General features: G+C 64.4%; 15 protein-coding genes and 1 pseudogene. 6 read left to right on the top strand and 10 right to left on the bottom strand.

Translation table 11 applies throughout. From position 1 onward, the window contains the following. Window positions 1-11 precede the first annotated feature (11 nt). Window positions 12-180, bottom strand: a pseudogene (locus tag ABLE86_RS00365) (IS110 family transposase); the annotation flags it as partial. A gap of 140 nt (window positions 181-320) precedes the next feature. Between ABLE86_RS00365 and ABLE86_RS00360 the strand changes: the two are divergent. Continuing rightward, window positions 321-518: a hypothetical protein gene (locus tag ABLE86_RS00360; RefSeq protein WP_348776937.1), complete on the top strand. Its 198-nt coding sequence runs from the start codon at window positions 321-323 to the stop codon at window positions 516-518. Between the two features lie 206 nt (window positions 519-724). Here the strand turns inward: ABLE86_RS00360 and gltA are convergent, their stop codons facing one another. Together gltA and gltX are read right to left on the bottom strand one after the other, a co-directional pair. Beyond that, window positions 725-2,014 carry a citrate synthase gene (gltA, locus tag ABLE86_RS00355; protein ID WP_348776936.1) on the bottom strand — a complete coding sequence of 430 codons (1,290 nt, stop codon included), beginning with the start codon at window positions 2,012-2,014 and terminating at the stop codon, window positions 725-727. Window positions 2,015-2,192: 178 nt separating this feature from the next. Further along, on the bottom strand, window positions 2,193-3,617 hold the full coding sequence (gene gltX / locus ABLE86_RS00350) for a glutamate--tRNA ligase (RefSeq protein ID WP_348776935.1): 1,425 nt from the start codon (window positions 3,615-3,617) through the stop codon (window positions 2,193-2,195). Window positions 3,618-3,785: 168 nt separating this feature from the next. On the opposite strand from gltX, the gene ABLE86_RS00345 reads away from it, so the two are divergent. Then, the gene (locus ABLE86_RS00345) at window positions 3,786-6,410 is read left to right on the top strand and encodes a ComEC/Rec2 family competence protein (RefSeq protein ID WP_348776934.1); all 2,625 of its coding nucleotides are present in this window, start codon (window positions 3,786-3,788) and stop codon (window positions 6,408-6,410) included. Window positions 6,411-6,438: 28 nt separating this feature from the next. On the opposite strand, the gene lexA is transcribed toward ABLE86_RS00345, so the two are convergent. From lexA to ABLE86_RS00315, 6 genes are all read right to left on the bottom strand, one after another. Next, a complete protein-coding gene (lexA, locus tag ABLE86_RS00340) occupies window positions 6,439-7,158 on the bottom strand; it encodes a transcriptional repressor LexA (RefSeq protein WP_348777702.1) in 720 nt (239 codons plus the stop codon). A 288-nt stretch (window positions 7,159-7,446) separates the two neighbouring features. Further along, window positions 7,447-8,652, bottom strand: a complete 1,206-nt coding sequence (glp, locus tag ABLE86_RS00335) for a gephyrin-like molybdotransferase Glp (RefSeq protein WP_348776933.1) — start codon at window positions 8,650-8,652, stop codon at window positions 7,447-7,449. 2 nt (window positions 8,653-8,654) lie between these two features. Then, window positions 8,655-9,143 carry a cyclic pyranopterin monophosphate synthase MoaC gene (gene moaC, locus ABLE86_RS00330; protein ID WP_348776932.1) on the bottom strand — a complete coding sequence of 163 codons (489 nt, stop codon included), beginning with the start codon at window positions 9,141-9,143 and terminating at the stop codon, window positions 8,655-8,657. A 3-nt stretch (window positions 9,144-9,146) separates the two neighbouring features. After that, window positions 9,147-9,965, bottom strand: a complete 819-nt coding sequence (trpC, locus tag ABLE86_RS00325; protein ID WP_348776931.1) for an indole-3-glycerol phosphate synthase TrpC — start codon at window positions 9,963-9,965, stop codon at window positions 9,147-9,149. A 3-nt stretch (window positions 9,966-9,968) separates the two neighbouring features. Further along, window positions 9,969-10,979, bottom strand: coding sequence for an anthranilate phosphoribosyltransferase (gene trpD, locus ABLE86_RS00320; protein ID WP_348776930.1), 1,011 nt, complete (start codon window positions 10,977-10,979; stop codon window positions 9,969-9,971). 2 nt (window positions 10,980-10,981) lie between these two features. Then, complete coding sequence (locus ABLE86_RS00315) at window positions 10,982-12,868, bottom strand: SurA N-terminal domain-containing protein (RefSeq protein ID WP_348776929.1); 1,887 nt, start codon at window positions 12,866-12,868, stop codon at window positions 10,982-10,984. 151 nt (window positions 12,869-13,019) lie between these two features. Here ABLE86_RS00315 and tpiA point away from each other — a divergent pair, with 151 nt between their 5' ends. From tpiA to ABLE86_RS00295, 4 genes are all read left to right on the top strand, one after another. Further along, window positions 13,020-13,784 (top strand): triose-phosphate isomerase, encoded by a 765-nt coding sequence (gene tpiA, locus ABLE86_RS00310; RefSeq protein ID WP_348776928.1) that lies wholly within the window; start codon window positions 13,020-13,022, stop codon window positions 13,782-13,784. Between the two features lie 148 nt (window positions 13,785-13,932). Continuing rightward, window positions 13,933-14,331, top strand: a complete 399-nt coding sequence (gene secG, locus ABLE86_RS00305; protein WP_348776927.1) for a preprotein translocase subunit SecG — start codon at window positions 13,933-13,935, stop codon at window positions 14,329-14,331. Window positions 14,332-14,597: 266 nt separating this feature from the next. Beyond that, window positions 14,598-15,485: a L,D-transpeptidase gene (locus tag ABLE86_RS00300; RefSeq protein WP_348776926.1), complete on the top strand. Its 888-nt coding sequence runs from the start codon at window positions 14,598-14,600 to the stop codon at window positions 15,483-15,485. Window positions 15,486-15,631: 146 nt separating this feature from the next. Beyond that, the gene (locus tag ABLE86_RS00295; protein ID WP_348776925.1) at window positions 15,632-17,260 is read left to right on the top strand and encodes a CTP synthase; all 1,629 of its coding nucleotides are present in this window, start codon (window positions 15,632-15,634) and stop codon (window positions 17,258-17,260) included. Window positions 17,261-17,448: 188 nt separating this feature from the next. Here the strand turns inward: ABLE86_RS00295 and ABLE86_RS00290 are convergent, their stop codons facing one another. Continuing rightward, a complete protein-coding gene (locus tag ABLE86_RS00290; protein WP_348776924.1) occupies window positions 17,449-18,906 on the bottom strand; it encodes an NCS1 family nucleobase:cation symporter-1 in 1,458 nt (485 codons plus the stop codon). Window positions 18,907-19,094 lie beyond the last annotated feature (188 nt).

Below are 19,094 nucleotides of genomic sequence, written 5' to 3'. Positions count from 1 at the left end.
GCGTCCGCAGGGGCAGGGTCAAACCGGATCGCCGGCAAGGCAGCCTACCTGCTTTCTGCCGCCGACGACCGTACGCTTGACGCGCATCAAGCCGCTGTCGCGGTTCAATGGGGCGACGCCGACCAGCTTGGCAATCTGCTCCCTGTCGATGCGGCCCAGTTCTGGCAGGCCGGCCGGCAAGAAGCACGCGGTACGCAGGCCGCTGCCCTCGGGCCTTTTTGCCAAACCCGGTATCCGCCGCACGTCAGGCCGTCATTCGTCGATGACATTGGCGCTGGTCGAGCAGGAAGTGCAAGCTCTCCTCGACCCAGCCTCTTGCCGTGTCGGTCATCTTCTTCCGGCCGTTCTCTTCTTGCACGTGGGGCATTTCGGTAGCGCACGACGAGATCCTCCACGACAGCCTCACGGCCGGATTGTCGCGGCAGAGCCCGCATTTCCGTGCGCAGGCCGTGGTCGGCCGGGACGAAGGCGTCGATCTTGTCGTCTTGGAGAGTTGGCCGCAGGCCCTGGCGAACTGACTGACCTGGTTGGCGTCACCCTGGCGACGGCATCCCGGTCGCCGGCAGTATAAGTCACAGGCTTGGTCCCCCCCTTATACGCGAGCGCCCGGCTCTCTCATCGGTTCGACGAAGCCTCGTGAGGCTGGAGCGTCATACCAAGTGCTCCGACCTCACAATGAAAAAGCGCCCCGGGGGCGCTTTTTCGTTTTCTGGGTCTCTGCCGATCAGCGCTTGGCGATCGGCACGTAGTCGCGCTCCGGCGAGCCGGTATAGAGCTGGCGCGGACGGCCGATCCTCTGGCTCGGATCTTCGATCATTTCCTTCCACTGCGAGATCCAGCCCACAGTGCGCGCCACCGCGAACAGCACCGTGAACATGGTGGTGGGGAAGCCCAGCGCCTTCAGCGTGATGCCCGAGTAGAAGTCGATGTTCGGGTAGAGCTTCTTTTCGATGAAATATTCATCGGTAAGCGCGATCTTCTCAAGCTCCATCGCAACGTCGAGCAGCGGATCGTCCTTGATGCCGAGCTCGCCCAGAACTTCATGCGTGGTCTTCTGCATGATCTTGGCGCGCGGGTCGTAATTCTTGTAGACGCGGTGGCCGAAGCCCATCAGGCGGAACGGATCGTTCTTGTCCTTGGCGCGATCGATGAATTCCGGAATGCGGTCGACCGTGCCGATCTCGGCCAGCATGTTCAGCGCCGCTTCATTGGCGCCGCCATGCGCCGGGCCCCACAGGCAGGCGATGCCGGCAGCAATGCACGCAAACGGATTGGCGCCCGACGAGCCGGCCAGGCGCACCGTCGAGGTCGAGGCGTTCTGTTCGTGGTCGGCGTGCAGGATGAAGATGCGCTCCATCGCGCGGGCCAGCACTGGGTTGACCTTGTATTCCTCGCACGGGACCGCAAAGCACATGTGCAGGAAGTTGGCGGCGAAGTTCAGCTCGTTCTTCGGGTAAACGAAGGGCTGTCCGATGTGGTACTTATAGGCCATCGCCGCAATCGTCGGCATCTTGGCGATCAGGCGGATCGAGGCGACCATGCGCTGGTGCGGATCCGAAATGTCGGTCGAGTCGTGGTAGAAGGCCGACAGCGCGCCGACCACGCCGCACATCACCGCCATCGGGTGCGCGTCACGGCGGAAGCCGGTGAAGAAGCGCGACATCTGCTCGTGCACCATGGTGTGGCGCGTCACGCGATAGTCGAAGTCGTCCTTCTGGGCCTTGGTGGGCAGCTCGCCATAGAGCAGCAGGTAGCAGACTTCCAGGAAGTCGCCATGCTCGGCAAGCTGGTCGATCGGATAGCCGCGGTGCAGCAGCACGCCGGCGTCGCCATCGATATAGGTGATCTCCGACTCGCAGCTGGCGGTCGAAGTGAAGCCCGGATCGTAGGTGAAGGCCCCGGTTTCCTTGTAGAGCGCGCCAATATCGATCACCGATGGGCCGACAGAGCCACTTCGCACTTTGAATTCGTGGGTCTTGCCACCAAATTCTAGTTTGGCTGTCGAGTCGGTCATCGCAAACTTCCTTTTCTATTCGGCGAACGGCGTCACCCGCGGGAAAATGCCGTTTTTCCGGCATTCGAAATGCGGGTTTTTGCTAACGCATTTCCGGGGGCGTGCCAAGTTCGGCAACGGAGATATGTTGCATCGCAGCAGGCATGTTGCAACGCCAAACCGCGTTGCGACCATAACGTTAATCGATTTGATCGGCGATGCGCGCCAGGCTTTCCTCGCGACCCAGCACAGCCAGCACGTCGAATACGCCCGGCGAGGTGCTTTTCCCCGTCAGCGCTGCGCGCAGCGGTTGGGCAACGCCGCCGAGCTTGAGCTCCTTGGCGCTGGCGAACTCGCGAATCGCCGCCTCTGTCGAGGCCGCGGTCCAGTCCGCGCCGACGCCTGCGAGGGCCGCGTGCGCGCCGCGCAGGATCTCACGCTGTGGCTCGCCCAGAAGCGCCGCCGCCTTTTCGTCCAGCGGCAGCGGGCGCTGAGCAAACAGGAAGGCTGCGCCATCCGCGAGTTCCAGCAGCGTCTTGGCGCGTTCCTTGAGGCCGGGCATGGCGGCCAGCAGCTGTGCCTTGCGCGCGTCATTCAGCCCGGCGCGGATCGCCTCCGCGTTCTCCAGGTGGGGCAGCGTGTCGATGAAGATGTCGAGCAGTTCCGCGTCGTCCATCTTGCGCATATAGATGCCGTTCAGCGCCTCGAGCTTCTGGAAGTCGAAGCGCGCCGCACCCTTGTTGACGTCGACGATGTCGAACCAGCGGATCATGTCCTCCATCGCCATCACTTCGTCGTCACCATGGCTCCAGCCGAGGCGCGCGAGATAGTTCAATAGCGCCGCCGGCAGGTAGCCCATGGAACGATAGGCTTCGACGCCGAGCGCGCCGTGCCGCTTGGAAAGTTTTGCCCCGTCCGAGCCATGGATCAGCGGGATGTGCGCCATCTGCGGCACGTCCCAGCCCATGGCGTTGTAGATGACGGTCTGGCGTGCGGCGTTGGTCAGGTGGTCGTCGCCGCGGATGATGTGCGTGACGCCCATGTCGTGGTCGTCCACCACCACGGCATGCATGTAGGTGGGGTTGCCGTCCGAGCGCAGGATGATGAAGTCGTCGAGGTCCTTGTTGGGGAAGCGGACCTGTCCTTGCACGCTGTCATTCACCACCGTCTCGCCTTCCGTGGGCGCCTTGATACGGATGGCGGGCTTCACGCCGGCGGGTGCCTCGGACGGGTCTCGGTCGCGCCAGCGGCCGTCATAGCGCGGCGGCCGGCCCTCGGCACGGGCCTTTTCGCGCATCTCGTTGAGCTCCTCGGGCGTGGCATAGCAGTAATAGGCCTTGCCCGTGCGCACCAGCTCTTCGGCCACTTCGCGGTGCCGGGGGGCGCGCTCGAACTGCGACACCGGCTCGCCTTCCCAGGTCAGGCCGAGCCAGGTGAGCCCGTCGAGGATAGCGGCGGTCGCCGCGTCAGTGGAGCGTTCGCGGTCGGTGTCCTCGATGCGCAGCAGCATCTTGCCGCCGGTGTGGCGCGCGTAGAGCCAGTTGAACAGCGCCGTGCGGGCGCCGCCGATATGCAGATAGCCGGTGGGCGAGGGGGCGAAACGTGTGATGACTGTGTCGGACATGAGGTTTCCAGAAGGAAGGATCAGGCTGGCCGGAGCCGCAAGGGCAGGCGCATGGCAATTTGATAGCGTTCATGTAGCATAGAGGGTCAGTGGCGCAAGGGGCAGGCCCTCCGGCAGTGCAAAGCGCTGTGCGGGCGGCCGTGCTCTCAGGCAGGGGGAGCCGGGGCAGTGCGTGCACCACCGAGAGGCGATGTGAGCGAGCGCGAGCTGTTCACCGGCGGGCCGGAAGGCCTGACGCTGCTGCAACCGCCCGCGTTGCCGAACACAGCGGACCCACCGCGCCCGGCCCCACAGCCGCCGCCACGAGTCGCGACGCTGCCCGCTGCCGCGCGCCAGGCGCTGACAGCAGTCGTCGATCCCATCAAGCGGGGCCATCGCAAGGGGGCACTGGCTACCGCCCTTGCAACCGAGCTCGATCGGGGCACACCGTTTCTGTTCATGCCCGTCCTTCTTGGGGCGGGCGCCATCATCTATTTCCGGCTCCCTTCCGAACCGGACTTCCAACCACTCGTCGGCGGGGTTGCGCTCACTGCGGCCCTTGCGGCGCTGGTGCCGGCGCGGCGTCAGGCTGTGCGGCTTGTGCTCATTGCCGTTCTGGTATGCCTTTCGGGCATGGCGCTGGCGAAGCTGGAAACCTGGCGGGCCGGAACCGCCATGCTGGGCGGCGAAATCTCCACGCGCCTCTCTGCGCGGGTCGCGGCGATAGAGCAGATGGCCAATGGCCGTGTGCGGCTGACAATGGATGTTCTGGCCACCGCGCGGCCCACGCTGCGTTACGCGCCGCAGCGCGTGCGGTTGACCGCGCGCCGTGTCCCGCCCGGAACCATCGTCGGCTCGCATGTCGAAGGTGTGGTCACGCTGATGCCGCCTTCCGGCCCGGTGCGGCCTGACAGCTACGACTTTTCCTTTACCAGCTATTTCGACGGCATCGGCGCCAGCGGCTTTTTCCTCCGCGGTCCCGACCTTGTCGAAGGCGCGCCGCAGCCGTCGTTGCGGACCAGGCTTTCCAACGGCCTGGAAAATGTCCGCAACGCCATCGCCGCGCGCATTCGCGGCCACATAGGCGGTCCTGAGGGCGAAATCGCCGCCGCCCTGGTGGTGGGCATTCGCGCCGGCATTCCGGAAGACATCAACGAGGCGATGCGCCGGACTGGCATCTACCACATCATCTCGATTTCAGGCCTGCACATGGCGCTGGTGGCCGGCACCGTGATGAGCGCGCTGCGAGTGGCTTTCGCGGCTTTTCCCGGCTTCGCCTCGAGGCGGCCGGTCAAGAAATACGCGGCCGGCGCGGCTCTTGCCGCCATTGCCGGCTATCTGTTCCTTTCTGGTGGCGACGTGGCGGCGCAGCGCAGCTTCCTTATGCTGGCGGTGATGCTCACAGCCCTGCTTTTTGACCGCGGCGCGCTCACCACGCGCAATCTCGCCATCTCGGCGCTCGTCATCATGGCCGTATCACCGCATGAGGTGGTGGGCCCAAGCTTCCAGATGTCGTTTGCGGCAACCGCGGCGCTGGTGAGCGCCTATGCGATATGGGCCGAGCGCCGGCATGTGAAGAAGCGGGCACCGCCGGCCCAGCCCAGATCGCTCGTGGGGCGCGGAGTTGCCAAGGCGATCGGCGCCGTGGGCGCGCTTGCCATCACATCCGTTGTGGCGGGCGTCGCGACGACTGCTTTCGGCGTCTATCACTTCCAGCGTGTCTCGCCGCTCAGCCTGCTTGCCAATCTGGCCGTGATGCCCAGCGTTTCTATACTCGTCATGCCTTTCGCCGTCGCCGGATCGCTGGCGATGCCGCTCGGGCTGGACGCGCCGTTCTTCTACGTGATGGGGAAGGGCCTGTCGCTGATGATCGCAGTGTCGAGCTGGATATCTGAGCGATCGCCGATCGATGCGGTGGGACTCATCTCAGCGCATTCGCTGGTGCTGCTTACCGTCGCGCTGGTGTTTGCCTGCATGGCCTCGACCTGGCTGCGGCTGCTGGCGGTGCCGGCTGTACTTGCCGGCGCGCTGACGCTGACCGATGTTCGCACGCCCGACGTTTTCGTTTCCGAAGACGGACGGCTCGTTGCGGTGCCGCTCGGCGGTGGGAAACTTGCGGTCAACAGAGCAAGGCCGAACGCCTTTACCATCGAAAACTGGAAACGGGCGGTACGGGCCGAGGAACTCGTCAGCCCGGTCAACACCACTTCGAAAAGAAGCGCCGGCAAGGGAAGGTCGCGCACTGCGCAGAAGCTGAGCAACCAGGCTGCAGTTACGGATCGCGATATTTCAGGCGCGGAAGTCGAAGGCGAGGGCATTGCGCCGCCGAAAATCCGAACGCAGCCGCCGGCGCTACCAAAAGCCGAAACGGGGCAAGATGAAGCGCCAAGCTCAGGCTTCGACTGCCACGACAGCCTCTGCGTTGCCGTGCATCCCTCCGGCGCGATTGTAGTTCACGCGGCAAACCCGGCAATCGCGCGTCCCGTCTGCGAATATGCCGCCGTGATTGTCGTCGACGACGCCACCGCCAAAAACATCTGTCGGCGTGAGGGGATGCTGGTCATCACCAAGCGCGATCTGGCGAAATTCGGCAGCGCCGTCGTCAATCTTGGTGGCGGCGAGGTGGGCAGCCAAGGCGCGGAAGTTCACTACGCGGTGGGCGAGCCATATCGGCCATGGCATGCCCATCGCCAGTTTTCGCGCGAGGCACGAGGCTTGGCGCCCTACGTCAAAAAGTCGGAGGCCAAGTCAGCCGAACCGCGTGGATCATCGCAAAACGCACGGACGCCGCCACCGCACCACGCCGAAGACTGAGCTGAGCTCGGTGCCCGCCGGCTCCGGTTCAATAGCGGCGGATCAGCCCAACCAGCCTGCCTTGGACTTTCACCCGATCAGGTCCGAAAATGCGCGTCTCATAGGCCGGGTTCGCAGCCTCGAGCGCGATCGACGCCCCCTTGCGACGGAAGCGCTTCAAGGTCGCTTCCTCGTCGTCCACCAGTGCCACCACGATCTCGCCGGGATTGGCCGTATTGGCGTTGCGGATGATGACCGTATCGCCATCGAAAATGCCGGCCTCGATCATGGAGTCGCCCTTGACCTCGAGCGCATAGTGCTCGCCACCGGAAATCATCTCTGGCGGCACCGTGATGGAATGGGTCTTGTGCTGGATTGCGTCGATGGGCACGCCGGCGGCAATGCGGCCCATAACCGGGATCGAGATCGCCGTCCCGGATTCGTCGTTGCTGGCCAGAGGCGCGCGAGCCGGCTCCGGGGCGGCGCGGCGGCCGAGGCTGCCTTCGATCACACTGGGCGAGAACCTGGTGCGAGGCGTGAGGCCGGGGGCAATGGAATCGGGCAGGCGCAGCACTTCAAGCGCGCGCGCCCGGTTGGGCAGCCGGCGAATAAAGCCGCGCTCTTCCAGTGCGGTGATCAGCCGGTGGATGCCGGATTTGGAAGCAAGGTCCAGCGCGTCCTTCATTTCGTCAAAGGAAGGCGGTATGCCGGATTCCTTCAGCCGCTCGTGAATGAAGAGAAGCAACTCGTGTTGTTTGCGCGTCAGCATGGCCAGCCCCCCGGGGAGAATCGACCCCCAAAACAAAACCAGAACAAACACTATCTGTTCCAGTTGTGTTCTGCAACTGTTTAAATTTCCATGAAGACGCGCAAATCGGTTGCCGGCTGAGATATTGGCGTGCTCCGCTCCACCTTTGCCACCTTGCTGCAGCAAAGCGGCGCAAGGGGTTGGTTCCGCGCAATTTCCGCCTTTTGCGCACCAAGCCTCAATCGCGCCGCGACCGGCTTCCGGAGGGCGGCATCCATTGCGGTGTAGACCGTGGGAAGCCGCGCGCAGTCAGCGCAGCTTCAGAACCGTGCAAGGGGCGCCGGCCGGCGCTGCCGGGGCGAAGGGATCGCGGATGATCAGCGCATTGGCTTCCGCGAATGTCCTCAGCATGGACGAATCCTGCACTTCGAAGGGCGTCGCCACCGGGCCGTCATGCCCTTCTCGCAACACCGCCCGCACGAAGTCCTGCCGGCGGCCGTTCGCCGCCATCGGTTTGCCGAGAACGGCCTGGCGCAGGTCGGGTTCGAAGGGACGGCCGGCAAGCCGCGACAGAAGCGGCTTCAGGAAAAGATGCGAGCACACGAGGCTGGCGACGGGATTGCCGGGCAGGCCCAGGAAACGCGTGCGGCCGCGCCGGCCGAACATCAGCGGCTTGCCGGGGCGCATGGCGATCTTCCAGAAATCCAGCACCATGCCCTCGCTCACCAGCGCCTCATGGGTAAGGTCGTGGTCGCCCACGGAGGCCCCGCCAAGCATGACCACCACATCGGCGTCGTGGTCCAGCGCCTGCCTGATGCGCGCGGCAATTGCCGGGCGGCTGTCGGGCACGATGCCCAGATCAAGCACCCGTGCGCCTACGGAGGTGGCAATCGCCGCGACACCGAAGGCATTGGAAGCCACGATCTGGTCGGGCCCAAGCTCGCTGCCAGGCGGCAGCAGTTCGTCGCCGGTGGCGATGATGGCGAGCAGTGGCCGTTTCACGACGTCGAGGCGAGGGTGGTTTGCCGACGCCACCAGCGAAAGCGCGCCGGCATCGAGTTCGCGGCCTTTTTCAAGAAGCAGGTCGCCGGTGACGAAATCCAGTCCCTTGCGGCGGATGTGCCGCCCTGCGGCTACGGTTTCCAGAACTTCGACCGTGTCCTGGCCCAGCTTACGCGCGTTTTCCTGGATCACGATGGTGTCGGCGCCCTCCGGCACCGGCGCACCGGTGAAGATGCGCACCGCCTGGCTGCGCCCGATCTGGCCGTTGAACCGCCGGCCAGCCGGGGCCTCGCCGATGATCTGGAGCGTGACGGGCACTGTCTCCACGTCCTGGGCGCGCACCGCGTAGCCGTCCATGGCCGCCGCATCGAAAGGAGGCTGCGTTCTCAGCGCGCGCACGTCTTCGGCAAGTATGCGGCCCGCAGCCTCCGCCAGCGGCACGGTTTCGGGCTCGCAGGCAACCGCCCCTTGCAGAAGCCGCTCGAGCGCGTCCTTCACCGGGAGCAGCGACATCGTCAGCTATCCGCCCGGTAGTCGCCGGATTTTCCGCCGGACTTCTCCAAAAGCCTGATGCCGGAAATCACCATGCCACGGTCCACCGCCTTGGCCATGTCGTAGATGGTCAGGCAGGCCACCGAGGCGGCGGTCAGCGCTTCCATTTCCACGCCGGTCTTGCCCGTCACGCGCGCCAGCGCCGTCACGCGCAGGCCGGGCAGCGCTTCGTCAGGCTCGATGTCCACCGAAACCTTGGTCAGCAGCAGCGGATGGCACAGGGGAATCAGCTCATGGGTGCGCTTGGCGGCCATTATGCCGGCCAGGCGTGCGGTGCCCAGCACGTCGCCCTTCTTGGCATCGCCGGCGCGGATCATGCGCAATGTCTCGGGCAGCATGGTGACGATGCCTTCGGCAACCGCCGTGCGCTCGGTTTCCGCCTTGGCGCCGACATCGACCATATTCGCCTGGCCATCGGCGCCGAGATGGGTAAGGGCAGGCTTGCCGGTCATGACCTAACCGTTCACGGCGCGGGCAGCTTCGGCGCCCGTCAGCAGTTTCCGGGTGGCCTCGGCCACGTCGGCCTGCCGCATCAGGCTTTCGCCCACCAGGAAGGTGCCGATGCCGCAACTCTCCAGGCGCCGACAGTCGTTGTGGGTGAAGATGCCGCTTTCGCCGACAAGCAGCTTGTTGTCCGGCACCAGCGCCGAAACGCGCTCGGAGGTCTCGAGGCTGACCTCGAAGGTGCGCAGGTTGCGGTTGTTGATGCCGATCAGCGGCGAGGCGAGTTTCAGCGCGCGCTCGGCCTCGGCCTCGTCATGCACTTCCAACAGCACGTCCATGCCCAGATGGTGCGCAGTGTCCTCAAGCGCCTTGGCCTCGTCATCGTCCAGGCTGGCCATGATGACGAGTATGGCGTCCGCGCCCCAGGCGCGCGCCTCATAAACCTGATAGGGCTCGAACATGAAGTCCTTGCGCAGCGCAGGCAGGCCGCAGGCGGCGCGCGCCTCGGTCAGGAATTCAGGCGCCCCTTGGAAGGAGGGCGTGTCGGTCAGCACCGACAGGCACGCCGCCCCGCCCGCTTCATAGGCGCGGGCAAGCGCCGGCGGATCGAAATCCGGACGGATCAGCCCCTTGGAAGGGCTGGCCTTCTTGATCTCGGCAATCAGCGCGAAATCGCCGCTGGCGCGCTTGGCCTTCAACGCGGCCAGAAAGCCGCGCGGCGGCTCGGCATCGCGCATGCGGGCCTTCAGTTCCACCAGCGGCAGGCGCGCCTTGGCTGCGGCGATCTCCTCGCGCTTGTAGGCTTCGATCTTCGCAAGAATGTCAGACATCGCTTATCCGTTGGAAACCTTCACCAGCGCCTCGAGAACGCCCAGCGCGCGGCCGTTATCGATCGTCGCGGCGGCGGTGGCCACGCCTTCTTTCAGGCTTGCAGCCCTGCCGGCAACGACCAGGCCGGCGCCGGCATTCATCAGCACCGTCTCGCGATAGGCGCCGTTCACGCCCGAAAGAACGCCGCGCAGCGCATTGGCGTTGAAGGCCGCATCGCCGCCGCGCAGTTCTTCCTTGGTGTGGCGGCTCAAGCCCACCTGTTCGGGGCTCAGCACGAAGCTGCGCAGTTCCCCGCCAACCACTTCCGTCACATCCGTTTCGCCGGTGGTGGTGATCTCGTCGTAGCCGTCGCCATGCACGACCCAGACGTGGTCCGCGCCAAGGGTCTTCAGCGTCTCGGCCACGGGCACCACCCACTGAGGCGAAAACACGCCCACCATCTGGCGCGTCACGCCGGCCGGATTGGAGAGCGGGCCGATGATGTTGAAGATAGTGCGCGTGCCGAGCTCTACCCGCGTCGGGCCGACATGGCGCATCGCCGGGTGGTGCGCCGGCGCGAACATGAAGCCGACGCCGGCCTCGCGCACGCATTCACCGATCTGCTCCGGCGTCAGGTCGATCTTGACGCCCAGCGCCATCAGCACGTCGGCCGCACCGGTCTGCGAGGAAAGGCCGCGATTGCCGTGCTTGGCCACCGGCACGCCGGCGCCCGCAATCACGAAGGCCGAGGCGGTCGAAATATTGACGCTGTGCGACCCGTCGCCGCCGGTGCCGACGATGTCGACAGCGCCGGCAGGTGCGTCCACGCGCAGCATCTTCTCGCGCATCGTCGCTACCGCGCCGGAGATTTCGTCCACGGTTTCGCCGCGAACTCTCAGCGCCATCAGGAAACCGCCGATCTGGCCCGGCGTGGCGTCGCCGGACATGATGATGTCGAACGCCTCCTTCGCCTCCTCGAAGGAGAGGGGGGCGCCCGTGGCGATCTTGGCGAGATGGGGTTTCAGCGTGCTCATCGTCAGAAGGCCAGTGCCTGAGTGATCGCGTTCTGGTTGATCTGCACTGGGTACTGCGTCTGCAGCTTGGCCACCAGCTCGTCCAGCAGGTCGTCGGCAATGCCCCTTGCAACGACCTTCCGGTCTTCTTCCGGAACCGAATGGGCATCGGCACCGGCCGGCTCCACCACATCCGTCACCTTGAACAGGATCTGTGCGTCCCCCGTGGGCGAAGCGAACAGGCCCACGCCATTCTGCCCGACGCTGAACACGACGCCGACGCCCGCGCGACCGAAGTCGCCATCGTCGGCTTCGCGCTTCAGGCCGCGTTTGGTCTGCTTCTCCTGCGACAGCTCGGACGCCAGCGTTTCCATGGGGGTGCCATCCTTGAGGCGCTTGCGCAGTTCCTCTCCCTTTTCGGCCAGACGCTTCTCGGTCTCGATCTTGGTCCAGTCGGCCACGACCTTCTCGCGCACTTCGTCCAGCGTGCGGTCGCGGGCGGGGGTCACGTCTTCCAGTTCATAGAACACGTAGCCGGCCGAGCCGATGTTCAGGGGCGGGTTGTCGGCGCCGACATCGGCCTGGAACACGGCCTGCAGCAGTTCACGCGGCTGCGGCAGGGAATCCACCGCCGTGCCGTCCGGCCGCTGGCCGGCGCGGTCGATGTCGACGGTCACCAGCTTCAGATGCGTCTTGTTCGCCGCTTCCGCCATGGAATCGCCGGCAGCGCGCGCGTCCTCGAAGTTGTCGTGCACTTCCAGCAGCAGCCGGTTGGCATCGACCAGCGCAAGGTGCTTGCGGATCTCGCCGGCCACCTCGTCGAGCGGCTTCACCACCTCGGGCTTGATTTCCGTCACGCGCAGCAGCACCGGGCCGAACTGGCCCTGCACCACGGGGCTCACCTCATTGGCAGCCATCGAGAAGGCGGCTTCGGCGACGGCCCTGTCGGGGATCCTGTCCTTCGCCAGCGTGCCGAGCAGCACGTCGGCTTCCGTCTTGCCTTCCGCCGCCATGATCTTCTCGAAAGTGGCGCCGCCCTTGATCGAATCGAGCGCTGCGTTGGCTGCCTCGGGCGACTTGAAGACGATCTGCTCGATCGTGCGCGTCTCCGGCGTGGTGTAGTGCGCCTTGTTCTTCTCGTAATCCTCGCGAACCTGCTCGTCCGAGATCGACTTCTCGTCGGCAATGTCGGCCGGCTCGAGTTTCACGTAGGAAAACTTGCGGAATTCAGGAGCCGCATAGTTCTTCTTGTTGTCCTCGAACCAGGCCTTGAGCACCTCGTCGGAGGGCGCGGCGACTGGCTCGACCAGCGACTTGGGCAGGACCACATAGTCCACGGTGCGGTCTTCACCGCGATAAAGCGCAACCGCGCGCAGGAACGTGTCGGGCGCCCGGAGCCCGTCGGAAACCGCCTCGATGATCTGCTGGCGGACGGCAACCTGCGAGCGATTGGCGAAATAGTCGTCGGGCCGCATCCCGATCTGGCGCAGCACATAGTCGAACTGCTGGCGGTTGAAGCGGCCGTCCGGGCCCTGGAAGGCCGGGTCTTCGGCGGTCAGAGCCGCCAGGCGATCCTTGGAAAGGCCCAGCCCCATCTTGCGGGCCTGTTCGTCGAGCAGTGCGCCGGCCACAAGCTGCGCCAGCACCTGGTTCTCCAGGCCGAATGCCTTCATCTGCTCGCGCGTCAGGCGCTGGCCGAATTGCTGCGACATCAGGTTGGCCTGACGGTCATAGGCCAGGCGGAATTCGTTGATCGAAACCGACGTGCCGCCGGCGGTCAGCACCTTGTTGCCGCCGTGGCCCTCCATCATCTTGCCGGTGATGCCCCAGATGGCGAAGCTCAGGACCAACATGAGAAGCAGCAGCTTCGCAACCCAGGTTCCAGCGGCATTTCGCAAGCTATTGAGCATCTATCACTTCCGGTCTTGGCGCATACGGGCGCGGTTTCGCGTCTGAATGAACGGCAATAGCGCCGTTCAGGGCCAGTGTCGATTGCTTTGTGGCCTGATTTTGGTACTGAGGGCGGGGGTCACCGGTCACAGATACAGGATAAAGAGCATAATGACGCCAGGAATTCGCCCGCTGGTCGCCGGCAACTGGAAGATGAACGGAACGAGCGCCTCGCTGGGCGAGTTGCGCGCCATTGCCGAAGGCCTGGGGCAGGGGCTGGACGCCTTTGCCGACGCACTGGTCTGCGTGCCGGCAACGCTCATCTCTCGCGCCGCCGAGGTGGTGGCGGGCACGCCCGTGGGCGTCGGCGGCGAGGACTGCCATCCCAAGGAAAGCGGCGCTCATACGGGCGACATCTCGGCCGAGATGCTGAAGGACGCCGGCGCCACTCATGTCATAGTGGGCCACTCCGAGCGCCGTACCGATCACGGCGAGAGCGATGCGCTGGTTCATGCCAAGGCGGAAGCGGCCTGGCGCGCGGGGCTCGTGGCCATCATCTGCATCGGCGAGACCAAGGACGAGCGCGAAAGCGGCGCGACGCTAGACATTCTGTCGCGCCAGATCGAGGGTTCGGTGCCTGCCGACGCAACTGCCGCCAACGCGATCATCGCCTATGAACCCGTCTGGGCGATCGGCACCGGCCTCACGCCTACCGTCGCCGACGTTGCCGAGGCGCACGCCCACATCCGCTCACGGCTGACGGCGCGTCTGGGTGCGGCGGCTGGCTCGATGCGCATCCTCTATGGCGGCTCCGTCAAGCCCTCCAACGCAGTCGAACTGCTGGCGGTCGGCAATGTCGATGGCGCGCTGGTCGGCGGCGCCAGCCTCAAGGCAGTCGACTTCCTCGGCATCGCCGAAGCATATCGCTCGCTCTGACGCAGAACGGTCAGAACACTTTGCAATGCCGGTTTCGCATCCCATATTCGCTCTCGGACTTGGAAATGCCGCGAAACCGTTGTATTGAGCCGCCTCCAATGCCGCGGACGCGACCGCGCCCGTAAATCCGCCAGCTTCAGGTGAAGTCATGCAAACCATAATCATCGTCATTCATCTGATGATCGTTCTCGCGCTCGTCGGCGTCGTGCTTCTGCAGCGCTCCGAAGGCGGGGGGCTCGGCATCGGCGGCGGCTCCGGCTTCATGACCGCCCGCGGTGCCGCCAATGCGCTCACCCGCGCCACGGCCATCCTGGCAGCTGGCTTCTTCGCCACCTCGCTGATCCTTTCGATCCTCGCGCGCTACGGCGAGCGTCCGATCGACATTCTGGACCGCGTGCCGGTTACGCAGGGCGGCACTTCCGGCGGCGGCGTGCTCAACCAGCTTGGCGGCGCGCCCGAGGCGCCCGCGCAGACCGCTCCGGCAGAGAGCGGCACTGCTCCTGCGCCCGCCGAGCAGCCGGCCGCGCCGCAGGTCCCCAATCAGTAACGGATTAGCCCGGAATAGGCCTCCGCGGGGCTCTTGAAGCCCGGCGGAGGCTTTTGTTTTGCGCCTCCAGCAACGAGCCGTCCGACAACTGTGGTCATTTGATCACAGTTTGGGTGAATGGGGTTTTGTCCTCGGAAAACACCCTAAGGCGGAGAATCGGTCCCTTGAGATTTTTCGGGTTTATTGCTTATAAACCCGACAGCGGTAGCCTGCGCTTTGGCGTAGTATGATGCTCTGCCGCACAGTTTTTATCAGGATCGCAAACAATGCATATTCGCAGCCTACTATTCCTGGGCATCTGCGCTTCCCTTGGCCTGTCCGCTTCGGCCTACGCCGAAACCCCGCCGCAGAAGACCTATCTTTTCCCCAAGACCGCCAAGGCCGCCGAGGTCGATGCCAAGCAGGAGAAGCTTCCGATCAAGAAGCCCAATGGCAAGCAGCAGGCCAAGAAGGACGAGAAGAAAGCCAAGCAGGACTTGATTACGACAGGCGCTGTGCTTGCCGATCCGCTCTCGATCGCGCGGGAAGGCAATAGTGGCGAATTGCGTAGCGCGGAGCACGGCAAGCCGCAGGGCGGTTTCCTGGCGCTTCTCTTCGGCGGCGAGGCTTCCTCGCCCAGCATGCTGCCGCAGACCCGCGCGCTGGATGCGGTGCTCGAAAAGCGCCAGTCCCAGAAGAAATTTCAGGTGAGGTCGGAGTTCGAGCCGCAGACGGTTCCGTTCTCGGGCTATGAGCGCGGCACCATCGTGATCGACACCAGGGCGCGCTACCTCTATCTGGTCGAAACCTCCAGCACTGCACGCCGCTATGCGATCGCGGTCGGCCGCGAGGGGCTCGAGTTCAAGGGCACCGCCAAGGTCGGCGACAAGCAGGAATGGCCGCGCTGGATCCCCACACAGGATATGCAGAAGCGTGAGCCGCAAAAATACGGTCAGTACAAGGACGGCATGAATGGCGGCCCCGACAATCCGCTCGGCGCCCGTGCCATCTACCTCTACCAGGGCCGGAACGACACACATATCCGCATCCACGGCACCAACCAGCCGCAGACCATCGGCACCAACTCGTCCAATGGCTGCTTCCGCATGGTCAACGATCACGTGATCGACCTCTACAACCGCGTCAAGATGGGCACGGAAGTCGTCGTTCTCTGATCGATAGGGCATCATAAAAAGGGCCGGCCCTGCCGGCCCTTTTTGTTTGGGCGCCTGGCGCCCAAAAAAATCATTGCCGGGAAAATGCGCCCTGCGCGGATTTTTCACTGGCGGAATCAATCCTACAGCGATAAGCGATGACTCCCATGGCGCGATACGTATTCATCACTGGCGGCGTGGTTTCTTCCCTCGGAAAAGGCATAGCCGCGGCAGCACTCGGTGCTCTCTTGCAGGCACGCGGTTACCGCGTGCGCATCCGTAAACTCGATCCCTATCTGAATGTGGATCCCGGCACGATGTCGCCGTATCAGCACGGCGAGGTGTTCGTGACCGATGACGGGGCCGAAACCGACCTCGACCTCGGTCACTACGAGCGCTTCACTGGCCGCTCGGCCAATCAGAGCGACAGCATCACCACCGGCCGCATCTACAAGAACATCATCGAGCGCGAGCGGCGCGGCGACTATCTGGGCGCGACCGTCCAGGTCATTCCGCACGTCACCGACGAGATCAAGAATTTCATCCTGGCCGGAAACGACGATTTCGATTTCGTCCTGTGCGAGATCGGCGGCACGGTGGGCGACATCGAGGCGATGCCGTTCCTGGAAGCCATTCGCCAGCTCGGCAACGACCTGCCGCGCAACAATGCGGTCTATGTCCATCTGACCCTGATGCCGTATATCCCGACGGCCGGCGAACTGAAGACCAAGCCCACCCAGCATTCGGTCAAGGAACTGCGCTCGATCGGCATCGCCCCGGACATCCTGCTGGTACGCGCCGACAGGGCCATTCCCAAGGAAGAGCGCAGGAAGCTTTCGCTGTTCTGCAATGTGCGCGAATCGGCAGTCATCCAGGCGCTGGACGTCGGCCACATCTACGATGTGCCGCTGGCCTATCACAACGAAGGGCTGGATTCGGAAGTCCTGGCTGCGTTCGGTATCGACCCCGCGCCCAAGCCGCGCCTTGACCAGTGGCAGCATGTCTCCCAGCTTATCCACAACCCCGAGGGCGAAGTCACCATCGCGGTGGTCGGCAAGTACACCGGCCTCAAGGATGCCTACAAATCTCTGATTGAAGCGCTGTCTCACGGCGGCCTGGCCAACCGGGTCAAGGTCAAGCTGGACTGGATCGAGGCCGAGATCTTCGAAAAGGAAGACCCGGTGCCGTGGCTGGAAAAGGTGCATGGCATCCTGGTTCCGGGCGGCTTCGGCGAACGTGGAGCGGAAGGCAAGATCCTGGCCGCCAAGTTCGCCCGCGAGCACAAGGTGCCATATTTCGGCATCTGCTTCGGCATGCAGATGGCCTGCATCGAGGCGGCGCGTTCGCTTGCCGGGGTTCAGAAGGCCTCTTCGACCGAATTCGGCCCCACCAGCGAGCCTGTCGTCGGCCTGATGACCGAGTGGCTGAAGGGCAACATGCTCGAGAAGCGCCAGGCGGCCGGCGATTTGGGCGGCACCATGCGTCTCGGCGCATACGAGTCTCATCTCGCCGCGGGCTCGAAGATCGCCGAAATCTACGGCGACACCATTATTCACGAGCGCCATCGCCACCGCTATGAGGTCAACGTCGACTACAAGGAACGGCTGGAAGAGTGCGGGTTGGTGTTCGCTGGCATGTCGCCCGACGGCGTGCTGCCCGAGACGGTCGAGTATCCGGACCATCCGTGGTTCATCGGCGTGCAATATCACCCCGAGCTCAAGAGCCGCCCGCTCGATCCGCATCCGCTGTTTGCAAGCTTCATCGAGGCGGCGGTAGAGCAGAGCCGGCTCGTCTAGCCGCCGCGTCGCCGGACGCGAAGGCGGGTCAAGAAGCCCGGAAGAAAAAAGCTCGGCCCGAAAATCGGCAGCGATTTCGGGCCGAGCCTTTTTCATGCGGTATCACGAATGAGCGGAGGCGTTGGCGGCCCACTGAGAGCGGCGGGCGAACGCTATGCGTTCGCCCATCACTGCGACTGGCGCCGTGACTATGCCCTGGCCGCAACGTGGCCGGCGCCGCGCCTCGCCATGCGAAGGGCGTAGTAGATAACCCCGGCGATGGCGACGCCGAAGAACCAGCCATAGACACCCCACCATTCCGGCAGCCAGTTGGTGAAGTTGGGCAGGATCGACGAGAACAGCGCACCGATGCCGGCGGCGATGAAGGCGTTGACGTGCCAGCCGGCCTGGAAGCGGAATTCCCCGTTCTCGCGATAGAGATCGGCCACATTCATCTCGCCCTTCCGGATGAGATAGTAATCCACCATCATCACCCCGAAGATCGGGCCCATGGTGGCGCCGATGATGCCGACGAAGACGGCCGCACCGCTTTCCCATGGCGCGAATGGATAGAGAGCCAGCGCGATCAGCGCAGCGATGTAGCCACCCTTCTTGAAGTCGATCTGCCTGGGAAAGACGTTGGAGAAGTCGAAGGCCGGCGAGACGAAGTTTGCGACCACGTTGATGCCGAGCGTGGCGACCGCGAAGGTGAGGGCGGCCAGCAGGGCCAGGAAGTAGCTGTCGAACTTGGCCGAGATCTGGTCGGGGTGCAGAAGCACCTCGCCATAGACGTCATAGGCGGCGATGGTGGTCACGCCGGCGACCAGCGAGAACAGGATCAGGTTGACCGGCAGGCCCCATATGTTGCCCTTGCGCACCGCCGCCTGGTTTGGGGCATAACGCGAGAAGTCGCAGAAGTTCAGGTAGAGCGCGGAGAAATAGGTAACCCAGATCGCCGCCGCGGCCGCCAGCGCGGGCACGGAGCCCGGCAGGCCCGGAACGCCCGCATCCTTGGTCTTCTCCAGCAGCACGTCCATGGGAATGTCGCTGGTGACGGCGAAGCTACCGGCCTTCCAGCACAGATAGACGGCAAGGATCAGCATCATGATCCAGACCGCCGGTCCCGCCCAGTCCTGGAAGCGCCGGACGGTTTCCATGCCACGCTGGATGATCAGCAGCTGCAGGGCCCACACCACCAGGAAACACACGACCTCGAGCCCTGAGTGGCCGAGCACATGCACATCCTGGTGAAAGCTCGCAAACCACTCGGTGCGGATCAGCAGCGCCACAATGGCGCCCGACGCCGCCGCGGTCTGCGCGCCGTACCAGAAGCAGGCCACAATCGCCCGCACCAGGGCCGGGATGTTGGCGCCCCAGATTCCGAAAGACGCGCGCGCCAGCACTGGGAACGGCACGCCGGTTTTCACGCCCGCATTGCCGATCAGGTTCATGAGCACGTAGATTATCAGCGAGCCGATGCCGATTGCGATGAGGAAGTTTACAAAGCTGCCGCAGAAAAGAAAAAGGCTGGCGGCAAGATAATAGCCCCACAGGCTGTGAACGTCCGATGTCCAGACGTTGAATATGCTGAACGCTCCCCAGTTACGCACTTTCGCGGGGGCCAGATCGTCGTTGTAGAGAGATGGCGATGCGTCGGTAATGCTCATTTGGTCTTCTCCCAAGACTCAGTCAGGCATTTGCGCGATCGCCGAAAGCTATGCCTGTGGGTGGGCGATGTCCATCGTTTCGAATGTGAGGCGGTGAACGAACGCGTGCCTCATGCACGCGCTTTTGACGGCGCTCCAGCCGACACATCGTTCACCATTTGACGCCTAATTCCCTCGCTATCGTTCAC

This window comes from Mesorhizobium sp. KR2-14 (assembly GCF_040049255.1).
GTDB lineage: Bacteria > Pseudomonadota > Alphaproteobacteria > Rhizobiales > Rhizobiaceae > Pseudaminobacter.
This window is presented reverse-complemented; position numbering and strand designations above follow the sequence as displayed.

What these genes read in the sequence shown, in the direction of transcription:
- moaC (WP_348776932.1), bottom strand. Translation starts at nt 9,143, where the DNA reads ATGACCGGCAAGCCTGCCCTTACCCATCTCGGCGCCGATGGCCAGGCG.
- ABLE86_RS00290 (WP_348776924.1), bottom strand. Translation starts at nt 18,906, where the DNA reads ATGAGCATTACCGACGCATCGCCATCTCTCTACAACGACGATCTGGCC.
- secG (WP_348776927.1), top strand. Translation starts at nt 13,933, where the DNA reads ATGCAAACCATAATCATCGTCATTCATCTGATGATCGTTCTCGCGCTC.
- gltA (WP_348776936.1), bottom strand. Translation starts at nt 2,014, where the DNA reads ATGACCGACTCGACAGCCAAACTAGAATTTGGTGGCAAGACCCACGAA.
- ABLE86_RS00295 (WP_348776925.1), top strand. Translation starts at nt 15,632, where the DNA reads ATGGCGCGATACGTATTCATCACTGGCGGCGTGGTTTCTTCCCTCGGA.
- gltX (WP_348776935.1), bottom strand. Translation starts at nt 3,617, where the DNA reads ATGTCCGACACAGTCATCACACGTTTCGCCCCCTCGCCCACCGGCTAT.
- trpD (WP_348776930.1), bottom strand. Translation starts at nt 10,979, where the DNA reads ATGAGCACGCTGAAACCCCATCTCGCCAAGATCGCCACGGGCGCCCCC.
- ABLE86_RS00315 (WP_348776929.1), bottom strand. Translation starts at nt 12,868, where the DNA reads ATGCTCAATAGCTTGCGAAATGCCGCTGGAACCTGGGTTGCGAAGCTG.
- ABLE86_RS00300 (WP_348776926.1), top strand. Translation starts at nt 14,598, where the DNA reads ATGCATATTCGCAGCCTACTATTCCTGGGCATCTGCGCTTCCCTTGGC.
- trpC (WP_348776931.1), bottom strand. Translation starts at nt 9,965, where the DNA reads ATGTCTGACATTCTTGCGAAGATCGAAGCCTACAAGCGCGAGGAGATC.
- tpiA (WP_348776928.1), top strand. Translation starts at nt 13,020, where the DNA reads ATGACGCCAGGAATTCGCCCGCTGGTCGCCGGCAACTGGAAGATGAAC.
- lexA (WP_348777702.1), bottom strand. Translation starts at nt 7,158, where the DNA reads ATGCTGACGCGCAAACAACACGAGTTGCTTCTCTTCATTCACGAGCGG.
- glp (WP_348776933.1), bottom strand. Translation starts at nt 8,652, where the DNA reads ATGTCGCTGCTCCCGGTGAAGGACGCGCTCGAGCGGCTTCTGCAAGGG.